The sequence below is a fragment of the Paenibacillus sp. O199 genome (assembly GCF_001636635.1).
Lineage (GTDB): Bacteria > Bacillota > Bacilli > Paenibacillales > Paenibacillaceae > Paenibacillus > Paenibacillus marchantiae.
In genome coordinates this window covers 1-14,421 of the sequence record NZ_LGRP01000059.1, presented here as the reverse complement: position 1 = coordinate 14,421, position 14,421 = coordinate 1, and the positions used below count along the sequence as shown (strand labels likewise).

General features: G+C 44.8%; 13 protein-coding genes and 1 pseudogene. 5 read left to right on the top strand and 9 right to left on the bottom strand.

All coding sequences use genetic code 11. The annotated features are described in order from the left end of the window. The 3 genes and pseudogenes from A6049_RS31215 to A6049_RS31205 form a co-directional block, all read right to left on the bottom strand. The coding region (locus A6049_RS31215; protein WP_275078683.1) for a collagen-like triple helix repeat-containing protein at positions 1-1,307 on the bottom strand (1,307 nt) is incomplete at its 3' end. Between the two features lie 199 nt (positions 1,308-1,506). After that, a pseudogene (locus tag A6049_RS31210) lies at positions 1,507-2,459 on the bottom strand (NAD-dependent epimerase/dehydratase family protein). 116 nt (positions 2,460-2,575) lie between these two features. Then, a complete protein-coding gene (locus A6049_RS31205; RefSeq protein ID WP_063568300.1) occupies positions 2,576-3,097 on the bottom strand; it encodes a TetR/AcrR family transcriptional regulator in 522 nt (173 codons plus the stop codon). A 489-nt stretch (positions 3,098-3,586) separates the two neighbouring features. Here A6049_RS31205 and A6049_RS31200 point away from each other — a divergent pair, with 489 nt between their 5' ends. The 3 genes from A6049_RS31200 (at position 3,587) to A6049_RS31190 (ending at position 5,068) form a co-directional block, all read left to right on the top strand. Continuing rightward, positions 3,587-4,006, top strand: coding sequence for a MarR family winged helix-turn-helix transcriptional regulator (locus tag A6049_RS31200; protein ID WP_063568299.1), 420 nt, complete (start codon positions 3,587-3,589; stop codon positions 4,004-4,006). Between the two features lie 27 nt (positions 4,007-4,033). Then, entirely contained in the window at positions 4,034-4,684 is a 651-nt protein-coding gene (locus A6049_RS31195; protein WP_063568298.1) for a nitroreductase family protein, read from the top strand. A gap of 87 nt (positions 4,685-4,771) precedes the next feature. After that, a complete protein-coding gene (locus A6049_RS31190; protein WP_063568297.1) occupies positions 4,772-5,068 on the top strand; it encodes a putative quinol monooxygenase in 297 nt (98 codons plus the stop codon). A gap of 147 nt (positions 5,069-5,215) precedes the next feature. Here the strand turns inward: A6049_RS31190 and A6049_RS31185 are convergent, their stop codons facing one another. From A6049_RS31185 to A6049_RS31160, 6 genes are all read right to left on the bottom strand, one after another. Beyond that, positions 5,216-6,265 carry an NAD(P)/FAD-dependent oxidoreductase gene (locus A6049_RS31185; protein ID WP_063568302.1) on the bottom strand — a complete coding sequence of 350 codons (1,050 nt, stop codon included), beginning with the start codon at positions 6,263-6,265 and terminating at the stop codon, positions 5,216-5,218. Between the two features lie 238 nt (positions 6,266-6,503). Beyond that, on the bottom strand, positions 6,504-7,319 hold the full coding sequence (locus A6049_RS31180; protein ID WP_063568296.1) for a helix-turn-helix domain-containing protein: 816 nt from the start codon (positions 7,317-7,319) through the stop codon (positions 6,504-6,506). 189 nt (positions 7,320-7,508) lie between these two features. Beyond that, positions 7,509-8,516 (bottom strand): FecCD family ABC transporter permease, encoded by a 1,008-nt coding sequence (locus A6049_RS31175; protein WP_063568295.1) that lies wholly within the window; start codon positions 8,514-8,516, stop codon positions 7,509-7,511. Beyond that, positions 8,513-9,520: a FecCD family ABC transporter permease gene (locus A6049_RS31170; protein WP_063568301.1), complete on the bottom strand. Its 1,008-nt coding sequence runs from the start codon at positions 9,518-9,520 to the stop codon at positions 8,513-8,515. The genes A6049_RS31175 and A6049_RS31170 overlap by 4 nt, the downstream gene beginning before the upstream one ends. A gap of 12 nt (positions 9,521-9,532) precedes the next feature. After that, on the bottom strand, positions 9,533-10,507 hold the full coding sequence (locus tag A6049_RS31165; protein ID WP_063568294.1) for an iron-hydroxamate ABC transporter substrate-binding protein: 975 nt from the start codon (positions 10,505-10,507) through the stop codon (positions 9,533-9,535). A gap of 115 nt (positions 10,508-10,622) precedes the next feature. Next, complete coding sequence (locus tag A6049_RS31160) at positions 10,623-12,269, bottom strand: AraC family transcriptional regulator (protein ID WP_063568293.1); 1,647 nt, start codon at positions 12,267-12,269, stop codon at positions 10,623-10,625. Between the two features lie 535 nt (positions 12,270-12,804). Between A6049_RS31160 and A6049_RS31155 the strand changes: the two genes are divergently transcribed. Next, positions 12,805-13,086 carry an ArsR/SmtB family transcription factor gene (locus tag A6049_RS31155; RefSeq protein ID WP_063568292.1) on the top strand — a complete coding sequence of 94 codons (282 nt, stop codon included), beginning with the start codon at positions 12,805-12,807 and terminating at the stop codon, positions 13,084-13,086. A gap of 71 nt (positions 13,087-13,157) precedes the next feature. Continuing rightward, on the top strand, positions 13,158-14,354 hold the full coding sequence (locus A6049_RS31150; protein WP_063568291.1) for an MFS transporter: 1,197 nt from the start codon (positions 13,158-13,160) through the stop codon (positions 14,352-14,354). Positions 14,355-14,421 lie beyond the last annotated feature (67 nt).

The following is a 14,421-nucleotide window of genomic DNA, read 5'->3' as shown; positions in this document are numbered from 1 at the left end:
CCAGTCGTTCCTGTTCCCGTTGCTCCTGTCACGCCAGTTACTCCTGTAAGACCCGTTGCACCTGTGTCCCCGGTTGTTCCAGTTCCGGTTGCGCCGGTCGCACCGGTTACCCCAGTAAGACCCGTTGCACCAGTGGCTCCTGTCGTTCCTGTTCCCGTTGCGCCGGTTGCACCAGTTACCCCATCAAGCCCCGTTACTCCGGTAGCCCCGGTTGTTCCCGTTCCGGTGGCACCTGTTAATCCTGTAGCACCAGTCGTTCCTGTTGTTCCAGTTCCGGTTGCTCCCGTCGCACCAGTTATACCCGTAGATCCCGTTGCACCAGTAGTTCCAGTAGTTCCCGTTCCTGTTACTCCTGTCACACCAGTTACGCCCGTAGATCCTGTTACCCCAGTTAAGCCCGTTACACCTGTGGTTCCGGTTGCACCGGTAGTCCCCATCTCTCCCATGGATCCTGTTGCTCCCGTTATTCCAGGATCGCCCGTGGCTCCTGTTATACCTGTGGTTCCAGTCGTTCCGGTAGCCCCAGTCACACCTGTATTACCTGTAACACCTGTCATTCCAGTGCTACCTGTGGTTCCAGTTACACCTGTTGTGCCCATTGCTCCAACGGCTCCAGTTGCTCCCGTCAAACCTGTGGTTCCTGTGGCTCCTGTTTCACCAGGATCGCCCGTTGCCCCAGTTATCCCTGTCGTGCCAGTCACTCCAGTGCTACCTGTAGTTCCCATTCCAGTTGCGCCGGTTACACCGGTTATGCCCATTGCTCCCACGGCTCCGGTTGCCCCAGTCACACCTGTATTACCTGTAACGCCGGTCACTCCAGGATCGCCCGTCGCTCCTGTTACCCCTGTCGAGCCTGTTGCGCCTGTCGCTCCTGGATCACCAGTAATTCCCGTGGCACCTGTTACACCTTTTATCCCTGTAGTTCCGGTTGATCCAGTCGCCCCCGTAATTCCTGTAACGCCCGGATCACCAGTTGTACCTGTAAGTCCTCGGACTCCGGTTGATCCCGTTATTCCTATCGAGCCAGTAGCTCCCGTATTCCCCATCCTACCTACTATTCCCATTGCTCCTGTGATTCCCGTAGCCCCGGTTACACCTGTCTTTCCTTGAAACCCTCTATATCCCCTCGGTCCACGTAACACAGGGCATCTGGATCTGACAGCTCTTTTCTTTTTAAGCGCAAGCTTCTTTTTGGATTTACATTTTACTTTTCTTTTAATAGAAACACGAGTGCCTGCTTTTTTTAATTTGCGTTTGGTTGTACTGATTGAGGACATTTTGCGCTCCTTTTTGGACGTATAGCTCACAAGAAAATCCCCCCTCCTTGTACACCGTATCTATTCTCCGCTTTTGCAATACTACACTCTATGTCTAGGACAGGTTTTGTGCACCGCCCATTAATGAAGTCATATCAGCATTCAGCATTTTGGTTTAGGTCGTAAGCATTAACCGATTCATAACACATTTTAATTATTGATTGATCAATTACAAATCGACATAACACATTTATTTCTTTTGCAGCTCACCTATCGTCTGTGTAATCCCTTCTTCAAAAGAAGTCATCTTCACCGGCCCAACTTTGGCCTCGTATTTCTTTTTACTCAACACCAGCGGTTCTTCTGTCAAATATAACATTTCAACAATTTCTTTCATTACCGGTACGGCCAATCCAAGCAGCGAAAGTCCTGTTTTGCCGAGGGCTATGACCGGTTTCGCTTTACCCGCCGCCTGTTGTGCAATACGTACGATTTCCTTGCCCGATATTATGCCAGCACCAGGGATATTCCAGTTCTGCCGATAGGCATCATCTCTGCTCGCCAACTCCACAACCATGACCGCTGCATCTGGCAAATAGATATATTCTCGTGGCATTTTCATAGTTCCGATAAAAAAAGTCATTTTCCCTTCCGCTATTGCTTCAAGCGTAGACCCCAAGTAAGAAGCCTGATTGGCAGTAGGACCATAATAATCAGGCAAGCGAACAATCATCACTTGCGCTTTGCGCCATTTGCTGCTAAATAACATCTGCTCAAAGGCAAGCCGAGTCTTTCCTTTTCGAGTATGCGGCTGCTTTGGATGTTCTTCAGTCACTTCTTTCATTTGTCTTCTGCCATACGGATAAATCCCGTCAATGACGACCACCTTTAGGCCCAATTGTTCTGCCGCCTCCATAACGGATTCACCCAGAGGAATCAGCTTGCTCTCCATTTCGTTATAAGGTACATTCGCGCAATGAAACATTACATCGGCTTCTAGTGAAGCAGCTATAATATCATCGAATCGGAATGCATCTCCAACAGCGATCTGTAGATGATCAGGCGAACCCAGTTTTACCGCAAGTTGCTCCAGTTTTTGACGTGAGCGACCAAAAATGATTGTAGAAATACCACTTTAATCAATTCCTCTGTAATCGCTGCGCCCGTTCCACCTGTTGCCCCAACCACGATTGCTCTTTTCATTACATCTCAACCTCTTTCTCTCAATTAGTTATTGATCAATTACTTACTTCAACACAATATAACGTATATTTAGTGATTGATCAATAACTAAAATACAAAAAGGGACTCTTCCCTTTCTATCTATCCATAAGCTCTGGCATATCCAGTGCGGTTGATATATTACATAACATGCCGATTGCCAAGAATATCAACGTTCTTTGCTTTGGATTGGCACTGCCTGCCGCTGTAAAAGCTTCCAATACCATATCTCGCACCTCTGCGAATCCTTTTTGCATTGCTTGACGGATGACTTCTTCCTGAACCGTCTGCGCCTGCATTTGCAGCAAAATTTCGTTCTTGTGAGATTTAAGAATCTCTTCATAGGCTTCTGTTAACTCGTTCTCCAACTGATCTGGAGTAGCTGTCTCCACCACCGCTCGGAATGAATCAATCACTCGCGTCCAGGATACCTCAAGTGCTGTTAACAGCAAAGCTTCTTTGCTTTTAAAAAAACGAAAGATATACGGTTGCGAAATATTTGCTCTTTCTGCTACCTGAGCTGTGGTCGCCCGAAAATAGCCAATTTCAGCAAACACCTCAATCGCTGCGGATATGATATCACTACGTCGATTAACCGATACCGCTGCATTTTTAGCCATGTTATCACACCTCCATTACATAGTAATTAATTGATCAATAGCTTGAAGTATATAGGAAAGTCTAATGCATTGCAAAGAGACTCATCCCTCCAATCTAAGCACAGCTTAGAAGCTCTCTATTGTTTAAACATTTCTGTGACGTCAATTTCATCCGTATGTATATCGCCTCATTACAGTTTATAATTATTCTCAACCACAATATAAATCGATATAAAGTTACTTGAATGGATAACCTACACCTACGGAACCAAGAAGAATATCGCTTTGGAATAGATGGATTTATCTTCACATGACTACCCTGTTGCAAAATCAAAACACCCATGATATATTAATTGAGCCATCAATTATTGATGCATCAAATATTGATACGTCAAAGATTAACTTAGCAGATATTACTGACTAAGCAATGGCACTGTATAATGGCAACTTTATGTATTTTGTTCACATAAGCCGTTGTTCATGGTCGAGATTCACCCGGGAGGTCTAGTCATGACACGTGTGTTTTCCAAGGAGGAGCAGATTATCAATCTGCTCAACGGGCTGGGTAACAAGATCAGCCCCAAGTTCGAACGCTGTACGGGCATCAGCTCATCACGCTTTGAGATTTTGCATGAGTTGGACCAGGTGGACGAGATTAATCAGTCCATGTTGCAAAAAATCATTAATATCGACAGTGCGGCGATCACTCGCCATCTGAAGCAGCTTGAAGCCGATTCGATGGTCACCAGACGTAAAAATCCGGAAGACAACCGCGTTACCTTTGTCCGCCTTACGGATGAAGGACGGAAGCAAATCGAAGGTTATAAAGTTGAGAAAACCAATTTTATCAATCAGATTCTACAGGATTTTAGTGAAGAAGAAGTTCATCTGCTTGCTGATTTCCTGGAACGAATGCAAAACAATTTCTAAACCCATATATAGAGGAGAGAACCATACATGAGTACATTCCAAAGCACTTTTCAAAAGACAAATGATTTTAATGAAATTACTTACGGCCGCCGGTCTGTAAAACTATACGATCCTGAAGTCAAAATCAGCCGTGAAGAAATGACAGAAATTCTGTCAGAAGCTTCTCGCGCTCCATCTTCCATCAATTTGCAGCCTTGGCGTTTTCTCGTTGTAGATACGGCTGAAGGCAAAGAAAAGCTTGCTCCTCTCGCGAAATTCAACCAAAATCAGGTTTTGACTTCCGCAGCAGTCGTTGGTGTATTTATTGATATGAACAATGTCGAGTACATGGACGAAATTTTTGGTAAAGCTGTCGAACTCGGTTATATGCCACAGGAAGTCAAGGAAATGCAGCTCAAAACTGTAATGCCTTATTATGAAAATATGCCCGCTTCCGCTCTTCGCGATGTCAATCTGATTGACGCGGGTCTGGCTTCCATGCAATTGATGCTCGCTGCACGTGCTCATGGGTATGATACCAACCCAATCGGTGGTTATGAGAAAGATCAAATTGCTGAAGCATTCGGTATGGATAAAGATCGTTACCAACCCGTTATGCTGATCTCGATCGGTAAATCGGCCAAAGAAGGTCACCCTTCCTACCGTCTGCCTGTTGAGACAATTACGACTTGGGCATAATATCAGTCAATGTTTTTACGTGCTCCAGCACCATTTACATTTCAAACAATAACAACATTCTAAATACACTAACGGAGGTTGAATATTATGATTATCATTCACGCTCACTTGCAAGTTAAACCAGACCAGGAACAAGCTTTTTTGGAAGCTACAAAAGTGCTGATCCCTGCAACACGTAATGAAGAAGGCAACATCAGCTATGATCTCGCCAAAAGTACTGAACGCGAACATCACTACACGATGATTGAGCTGTGGAAAGACGAAGCCGCTACAGCTTCCCATAATGCAAGCGCCCATTTCCAGACTTTCGTTCAACAAGCAGCAGCATTCATGGCCGCTCCAATGAACGTTGAAGTATTCGCTGGAGAAGCGGTTAAACACTAAAACATGAGCCTTACATTAATTAATTAAGCAGACCGACGAGATCGTCGGCTTGTGAAAAAGAAACCGCTCCTCGTCATGCTGACGGGTGAGCGGCTTTTTTGATATCAAAAGATAAACTTTATGATGACCATTTTAGTTTGTTGTATTTTATTTGGTATATAGATGCTTCATCAGCTCACGGTTTTTCTGCGTGAACAAGTCATTGTGCGAGGAAACCATTCCATGTGTATTGGCTTCGGGTGCCACGTACAGTTTGGCTTTGTTCACTGCATTGGCTGCGTCCTGGAACGCTCCTGCGATCAAATGAAGCTTCCCTTCATGATGCAAAATATCTCCCGCAGCAAAAATGCCCGGTACGGATGTTTCGCTGACTGGTGTGCCTGCGATCCAATGATCCTTCATATCAATCTTAATATGACTGTTCACAAGCAATTCCTTGTCCCTCTCATAACCGTAGTTAATGATGACCTCATCCACGGCCAGCTCCAATGAAGCTCCGTCCTCATTACGTTTCAGCACAACCGTCTCAATCTGTTGATGATCGACTGTAGCGACCAGCTTCTCAATCGTTGTATTGAGCAAGCATTCGACTGAACTGTTCTCAAGACGTGATATTTCAGCTTCATGGCCTTTCAGCGTATCTTTCCGATATGTTAAATAGACTTGTTTGGCAATAAGGGCAAGCTCGTTTGCCCAATCAATCGCCGCATTACCGCCACCCGAGATCAGAACCGTTTTGTCCTTGAAACGGGACAGCGATTTGACTGTATAATGTAAGTTCGTAACCTCGAAACGTTCTGCACCTTCAATTTCCAGTTTAATCGGCTTCAGAATTCCTCCACCAATAGCTAAAATCACAGTTTTGGAGTAATGTTTTTCCTCAGAAGCGGTGTGCAGTACGAAGTGTCCTTGCTCATCCTTGGATATGGACGTGACCTTTTCTCCAAGAACAACCTCTGGCTGGAAAGTTAGCCCCTGATTGACCATTTGTTCGATTAGTTGTGCGCCCGGAACGGCTTGTAAGCCCCCTATATCCCAGATCATTTTCTCAGGATACACATGTACCTTCCCGCCAAGATAGGGCTGGAATTCAATGATTTTGGTTTTCATTTCACGCAAACCGCTATAAAAAGCTGAAAATAATCCGGCAGGCCCACCACCAATAATCGTTACATCAAACACTTCATGATCTTTCATCTTAAATACCCCATTTCCGAATTGGTTTGTCCAACATTCTTCTTCCATTTATTCCTGCATGGTTAGAACGGCCGAGGACGCATCGAGAGAATAAATAGCTTTTATTGTATTCATCTCAGTCAACCTTCCAAACCTTTATAATAATGATTCTCATTATCATTTAATACTATAGCAAGGATCATTGAAAATGCGAATGCACAAATCACCAATTTGGGATGTACTATTGTCTAATGGAGGCTTAATTAAGATGCGTGTATTCCGAAGGAGAAACACCAAATTTACTTTTAAAAATTCGACTGAAATAGAGCGGATTGGTATAACCAACACTGATCGCAACATCGCGAATCAAATAACTACCTGATTTCAGCAGCTCCCCTGCCCTCTCCATGCGATAATGGATGACATAGTCAATTGGGCGGAATCCCGTGTATTTGTGAAAAAAGTAGGAGAAACGCTTTGAACTCATGCCATGTAACTCTGCTAGCTCATCCAGTGTCAGCAGATTCATGTAATGTCCATGTATATAAGAGATGGCTTGCTCAATCACCTTTTCACTCGGCGAAGTTCCATTTTCCCGTTGACTGCAGCCTGTAAAAACCTGAACCATGATGCTCAAAAATAATTCTTTGACTCGAAGTTTCCCAATTCCCCCTTGCGCGTGTAATTGTTCCTGCAGCATAACCAGTAATTCAACAACCCTTGGATTGGCCCCGGAGTCCAATTTGAAATGAGAGTCGCATTCCTGAATGCTGTCGCCCTTTTCCAATAGGTCAAAACTATAAAATACTAAATAATATTCATACTCTGAATGACCATTCACTTGTGAGTCCAACTGCATGCCTGGTGCTGCATGAAAAACGGACCCGGGCTGTAATTCGTATATCGTTCCATCTACTGACATACTGGCTTCTCCCCGTACCACAAAAAGAAATCCATGATTTAATGTTCTGAATTCACGCAATATACTTTTGGGCTGTAAAACCAATCGATTGATTCCATCTATTTTAAAAGAATTATCTGCAAATATTGAAGCTAATTGATCCACATCTGTCATGGTAATTCCACCTATCTTTTAGAATCGGTTTAAACTGTGCCTATTTTATCTTATCACACGAATCAAGTCATACTGGGTTGCTTAGTTCACCTTTCCCCCGTCAAAACTACAAACAAAGGCCATCCCTTGTCTTGACGACAAAAGATAGCCTCATTAGCTATGTGTTCAATTAATCTAAAGATTTTTAGATTATTTCTTCAATAATAAATAGACAAAATACGGCACACCGATTAGGGAGACCATAATTCCTGCTGCAATTCCATCAGGATCAACCAGGTTGCGTCCAACCGTATCTGCAATTAATAGAAGCCAGCCTCCAAGCAGAACGGCTACAGGAATAAATAACGAGTTACGTGGACCGACCAGCGCTTTGGCGATGTGTGGAGCCATCAAACCGATAAACGCGATTCCTCCCGTAACCGATACAGCAGATGCGGCAGCTGCAACAGCAATCACCATGAGTACCAAGCGTTCCCGCTCCAGCTTCAACCCCACTCCGATTGCCGTTTCTTCGTTCAATCCCATGAGATCAAGCCGTCTGGTTCTGAACAAAGTAAGCGGGATTAACACAATCAGCCAAGGCAGCAAAGCCCATATGAATGGCCAGTCTGCCCCCCATATGTTTCCGGAGATCCACTTGGCAATAAAGTCGACCTTCGATCGCTCCGCCGAAGATATGATGACAATCATGATGCCTGACAGCGCCATCGAGAATCCAACCCCGACCAACACCATTTTTATGGGATCAAGTCCCTTGGTCCGGCTATAGGAGAACAGATAGATGAGCGCGGCTGTCAGTAATGCACCAATAAAAGCAGCTAACGGTAACATATAAACGAACGTGCCCACTTCAATCGGGAAATACAGAAAGAAGATGGCAACGGCAACACCTGCACCTGAATTGATTCCAATGATGCCTGGATCGGCCAAGTCATTACGTGTAATGCTCTGCAAAATAGAGCCTGACAGCGCAAGCGCCATACCAGCTAGTAATGTAATAAAAATTCGAGGTAATCGGACCGAAAACAGAACAAAGTCTTCTTTAAATGTACCTTGGCCAAATAACACCGGAATTACCCTTTTGAAAGACAACGAGGAATACCCCCAGCTCATACCTACCACAGCCGTGATGAGGATCAGTAGCAAACACACGAGCAGAATCAGTCGTTGCTTGCGAATTCGCGCAGACATTGTCATGAGAACGCTTTGCCCCCTCTACGCACAACGAACAGGAAGAAAGGTAAACCAAGCATGGAAGCAATGGCGACCACAGGTGTTTCGTAAGGTGCATTTATCGTTCGACCCAGTGTTTCGGCAAGCAGCATAAACGATGCTCCGGCAAAAATGGATACGGGTATAATATACCGATAGTCCGTGCCCACCAATTTACGGACAATATGGGGGATCATTAAGCCAACAAAGGCCATGTTTCCGATCAATGCAACCGACGCTCCGGTAAGCACGATGACCAGCAGGAACAGAACAGTTTTGACGAGTACAAGCTTCTGCCCCAGTCCAGTCGCCACCTCATCGCTCAGGCTAAGGATGTTGATCTGGTTGGAAAGGAACGGAACTACAACTAAACCAATCAGTATGACAGGCGCAATGGCTTGAATCTGGCCCCATGTCGTTCCGATGAGTCCTCCCGAAGTCCACATGGATACATCCTTGGAAATTTTGAAAAAGATACTGATACCATCCGAGATGGCATACATAAAAGCGGATACAGCTGCCCCGGCAAGCACTACCCGAATAGGGGATAAGCTCCCCCTCCGCATCGAGCCGAGCACAATAACCAATGCTGCTCCAAGTGCAGCACCAACAAAACAAGCGACCATAATTCCAAAATATCCGAGTGATGGCATGAAAACAAAAGCTAGGGCGAGTGCCATATTGGCACCTGAAGTCAAACCGAGCAGTCCAGGATCAGCCAGCGGATTGCGAGTAATTCCCTGCATGATGCCTCCGGAGACGGCGAGAGCCGCTCCGATCAGCATGGCAGCGAGTTCCCGTGGGAGTCTGATCTCTCGCAGAATAAGAATATTATCGTTCTTCGTCGCAGAGGTCAGGGTCAGCCATAGATTGCGGAATGTCGTTTCTTCTGCGCCAAACATCATGGCGATGATGAAACACACGATAAGTACGAGTACACTACCCAGCAGCTTGGTTGCAAACCGAAAAGGAAGTCGTTTATTTTTCATCGCGTTCAAGTTTTACTTGCCAAGAAAATGTTCGATAAAGAATTCCAGCTGGTATTCCATGCTGAGTGGATCATTGAAGTAGAATGCCTTGGCATCGGCTTCAAATACTCGATTATTTTTCACCGCATCAATATTTTTGTATGTTTCGGTATTTTGGAACGAATTGTCCTCATCGGCATTTTTACTGAATATTACATAGTCTCCCATGTAGTCTTTCAATACTTCGTTCGATACAGCAAAGAATCCGTCTTTCTTAGTAGCTTCCTTGACCTTAACTGGCATACCTAAACCGAATTGATTATAGAGTATTTCCGTTCCACGTCCGAAATTTTCGCCATACACATAAAGTTGTTTATTGAACGTTTCAATAACGGATACAGTCGCATTGTCGCCAATTTTGGCTTTGATTTCTTCCCCTACTTTTTTGCTTCGAGCGTCAAAATCGTCAACCCAGGCCTGTGCTTCTTTTTCTTTGTTCACAAGCTTTCCGATCTCCAGTTGTTGCTTGAGGAAGTCCACCTTACCATATGTATAGGTGACTGTTGGAGCAATTTGCTTCAGCTTATCGATGTTCTTGATATCAGACAGGCCGATAATCAGATCTGGGTTCAATTCAATAATTTTCTCCAGACTTTCGTCGGTAACCGCCTCAGTATTCGCAAGTTTATCTTTGAAATTCGGGTTCTCCTTGGACATTTCATCCACACCAACCAGCGGCACATCCAGTGCCATCACGTTTCCTGTCAGGAATCGGGTCAGCACAACCACACGTTGCGGGTGGGAAGGAACTTCCACAGGACCTGTCTCCGATTGATATGTGAACGTACCCGAATCTGACTCGGATGAAGAACCTGTTGAATCCGTGTTCGAAGAAGTGGATTCGTTGGATGTAGTTGCATTCTCCGTTGTATCTTTGGCTGAGTTGCTTCCACAAGCGCTAAGCAATAAGACCAGAACTAATATAAATGGAACAAAAAGCTTTCTCATTAGATGACTCTCTCCCTTTTCTCTTTGAATATGAAAATCATTCTCATTACAATAGCTAATTATAGGCATGCAGGATGAACCTAACCATGCCTTTTTGTTTGAGAAAACCTTTGGATTATTGGATGCCAGTCCATAAGGATACAGCCCGTCCGAGCTGCAAACGAATGGAAACCGGGTTGTAGGGTATCCACTCTTCCTGCTCCAGATGATAGATCCGATTTCGCTTCACTGCCTCAAGCCCTTTCCAGTATTCCGAGTTAAATATACCTTCTGAATGAGCCTTGGACCCTTTTTCATCTGGAAAAACAATGACGAGCATACGAGTGCCCTCGTAATCCTGAAGTTCCGACAGTTGGATAGAGACCGAATGAAATTGGTCGCCAAACCTCTGTATTTCCTGGGCAATCTTGGCCGGAGGACGTAATCCGAGTGATTGATACATCACATATCCGACATTTCTGATTCCATATATTTGTAAAGTATCCGGTTTTATGACGAGAATGGTCAGCGTCTCATTCACAATCTGGCTCGTCTGAATGGCTTCCCGTGCCTGCTGTTCTTCCCTTTCAAAGTCTGCCAGCCATTGTTCTGCCTTCTCCCCCCTTTGAATGGCCTGTGCGATAAACCGCAGATGTTCTTTCCAACCAAGCTCCATCCAAGCAATTTCAACAATAGGAGCGATGGATCTCAGACGTTCAGAACTTAATCCGTTCATATGTAGATGCTGATTTGCTGCAATGATGAGCTCAATATTAGCATCTAGCAATGCGGACTTTATTTGTTCAGGTGAACTGTCAGAATGGATAAAACGTATCGTTTGAGGTGGGCTAACTCCCTCTGTGCTTACATATTCGCTGCTTTCCGAGATGACGACCGCTGGTTCCAATCCAAGTAACATTAGATGGCTTGCATAAGGTGCACACCACACAGCCACTCGTTGAGAAGGTCTGCGACGTGTGTAACCTGAAGGACTCTCTCCTGTCTGCTGCTTGAAGCGACGACTAAGATAGAATTCATCCTTATATCCGACCTTCAGCGCGATCTCACGAAGTGAAGCGGACCCGCCAATTAATAACTCTTTGGCACGGTGAACACGCAAGCGTGAGAGATACTCATTGGGTGAAAATCCAGTAAGCTGCTTAAATAGGATGGAGTAGTGAGAGCGACTGACTCCCGCAATTTCGGAAAGTCCTTCGGTTGTTATCTTCTCACTAACATGGTTTTCCATAAATGTGATGCTGCGGTCCATAGATGGTTGCTCACTCGCAATATATTTTGCTTCCATTCGTTCCAACAGACTCATCAGTACTTGATGAAACAGAATCTGGTTACGCATATGCCTGACTTCATTGCCAGGTAAACGATACATATAGAGCTCCTCAAGCTGAGCTGAAATTATTGGTTCATAGAACTCAATAAGGGTTCCTGCCGCAAGCACACTGGACCGCCCCATGGCTTCCACGGGCAGTGATCTCTTCTGTTCTTGTGTGCTGATGGAGAGGGTGTATATATGAAGTGGATGCATCTGATTCCCCTGTATAACGACATCACTCTGCGCCGGAATAAGGATTACCATGCCATCGGTGAGTTCGTAGTTGTGATCGTCGAGATGAAGTGAACCCTTACCACTTGAAACGGCCAACAGAACGGTTAGGTTCTCATGGATCCTATGTATCGGCATGGTTGACGTACTATACAATGATTGAATGCTATCTGCTGTATATATTGGAAAATAGGACTCTGCCCATTCCGAGTTGTTCATTTTCTTATCCTCCGTGACTGTTATGACTGTTAGCGGAAAACTAAAATAATCGTTCCGTTCTGGGGTCACTCAGTCCACTTACTGATGATGGGATGATGCCTGATAAACGGCTCTGCATGACTATTTTAACATTAAGGCTTCCTTCAGAATACTAGCATTCCGATTATAAATAGCTTATACGATTGTCGCCATAATTATGGGCACAAATTTCAACCGCATTCTGCAACGCAAGTTACTTTTACATAATGGTCTTAAATAAAAGATTCCATCCTATCCTTTTTTAACTCGAAGCTCAATCATGTTGCGGGGAGAGCCGATTCAGGCTGCGAACGCAAGAAGCCGGGAACACCTGATTTCAGGTGTTCCCGGCATGAGAGCCTGGTAAGATGGTAGCTATTTTGACGGAAAGCCCAAGCGACTCATCTGTTAAAATAAACTACACAGTCTTATTCTCTGTTTACATTCAAAAAAAGGTGTGCTACATTATTTTTACGGATATAGAAATAACTACAGTTAGAAAAAAGGTGAATTTACGATGGTAGAAGAAAATGCGAATGTGCGTCAAGCTATTAAAGTGTACAAAGCGCTCGGAGAACCCACGAGAATCAAAATTGCCTTACTCCTTACGGAGGAGACAACTTTGTGTTGCTCGGATATCGAGTCTAAGCTGGAATCGGTAGCCAGCTCAACGCTTTCCCATCACTTGAAGCAATTGACAGACTGTGGACTGTTGAACCTCCGTAAGGAAGGAACGTATATCTACTACAGCGTAAACCGCGAAATGGCACAGAAATATGCGCCTTATTTGCTGGAGTAAATTTTTTTAAACATTATTTCTATAGAACTAGAAATATAAAACATTGAAGTATAGAGAGGAGCTTTACCCGTATGTCGAACGCATTGAAAATTTATATATTGGCTATTATCAGCTTTCTAGTTGGGACATCCGAATATATTATTGCAGGGATTTTGGATAAGGTAGCTGTAGATGTAGGTGTCTCCGTATCGGTCGCAGGTCAGCTGATTACCGTTTTTTCGCTGGCCTATGCCTTCGGCACACCGATCGTCATAGCCGTCACTGCACGTATGGAGAGACGTAAACTTCTCCTTTATGCGCTTGGTGTATTTGCAGTAGGCAACCTGATTGCCATCGCGTTACCAGGCTTTACATTCTTGCTCGTATCACGTGTTGTTCTCGCGATTAGTACCGGCGTGTTTCTTGTTACCTCATTGACGGTTGCTGCCAAGCTCGCTGCACCTGGCAAACAAGGAAGTGCGATTGCAACACTTATAATGGGCTTCAGTGCCTCCTTAATTATCGGAGTTCCACTTGGAAGAGTCGCCGCTTCGGTTTATGATTGGAAGCTCATTTTCGGCGTTATCGGTCTACTAGGTTTGCTTGCCATGTTCTTAATCCTTATTGCTATTCCCCAATCCAATGGCGAGGCGCCTGTTCCGATTCGCAAACAGTTTGCACTGTTGAAGAAACCTGAAATTGCGATCGCGTTGGCTGTCGCCTTCATGTGGATTGGTGGATACTCTGTTGTTTACACCTATATTTCGCCCTACTTGCTGACCATAACCAAATTAAGCGAGCAAAGCGTAAGCATTGCACTCTTCTCTTTCGGTATCGCCAGCTTGTTTGGCTCTAAATTCGGCGGCTACAGCACCGATAGATGGGGAGCTCCCCGCACATTAGTCATTGGAATGCTGTTTAATACCATTGCTCTAGTTCTGCTCTCACTAGATGGACAATCGCCGTTGATCGTATTCCCGCTTCTGATGTTTTGGTCTTTTACAGTTTGGTCTTCCAGCCCTACCCAGCAATTTTATTTATTGTCACTTGCTCCAGAGGCATCCGGCATTATGCTTAGTATGAATACCTCCGTGTTGCATCTTGGCATGGCCGCTGGTGCTGGTCTTGGCGGTGTTGTCGTCGAGCAGGCATCACTTAGCTACATCAGTTGGATCGGCGCAACAAGCGTCATTCTGGCTGCTGTAACTGCTGCTACCTTCTTCCGTATTTCCTACTTGCGAAAACGCCGCGAAGAAGTAAAATGCAGCCTAGTCGAGACTTGTGCGTAATTCAAATCTTCCCAAAAAAGCCAGGCTGCTAATTTATGAACTGCACCCCATTTGTTAGACACGACTA

Bases quoted from the DNA above. Each gene is read 5' to 3' on its own strand.
- A6049_RS31205 (WP_063568300.1), bottom strand. From the start codon at position 3,097: ATGGCTAAAAATGCAGCGGTATCGGTTAATCGACGTAGTGATATCATA.
- A6049_RS31200 (WP_063568299.1), top strand. From the start codon at position 3,587: ATGACACGTGTGTTTTCCAAGGAGGAGCAGATTATCAATCTGCTCAAC.
- A6049_RS31195 (WP_063568298.1), top strand. From the start codon at position 4,034: ATGAGTACATTCCAAAGCACTTTTCAAAAGACAAATGATTTTAATGAA.
- A6049_RS31190 (WP_063568297.1), top strand. From the start codon at position 4,772: ATGATTATCATTCACGCTCACTTGCAAGTTAAACCAGACCAGGAACAA.
- A6049_RS31185 (WP_063568302.1), bottom strand. From the start codon at position 6,265: ATGAAAGATCATGAAGTGTTTGATGTAACGATTATTGGTGGTGGGCCT.
- A6049_RS31180 (WP_063568296.1), bottom strand. From the start codon at position 7,319: ATGACAGATGTGGATCAATTAGCTTCAATATTTGCAGATAATTCTTTT.
- A6049_RS31175 (WP_063568295.1), bottom strand. From the start codon at position 8,516: ATGACAATGTCTGCGCGAATTCGCAAGCAACGACTGATTCTGCTCGTG.
- A6049_RS31170 (WP_063568301.1), bottom strand. From the start codon at position 9,520: ATGAAAAATAAACGACTTCCTTTTCGGTTTGCAACCAAGCTGCTGGGT.
- A6049_RS31165 (WP_063568294.1), bottom strand. From the start codon at position 10,507: ATGAGAAAGCTTTTTGTTCCATTTATATTAGTTCTGGTCTTATTGCTT.
- A6049_RS31160 (WP_063568293.1), bottom strand. From the start codon at position 12,269: ATGAACAACTCGGAATGGGCAGAGTCCTATTTTCCAATATATACAGCA.
- A6049_RS31155 (WP_063568292.1), top strand. From the start codon at position 12,805: ATGGTAGAAGAAAATGCGAATGTGCGTCAAGCTATTAAAGTGTACAAA.
- A6049_RS31150 (WP_063568291.1), top strand. From the start codon at position 13,158: ATGTCGAACGCATTGAAAATTTATATATTGGCTATTATCAGCTTTCTA.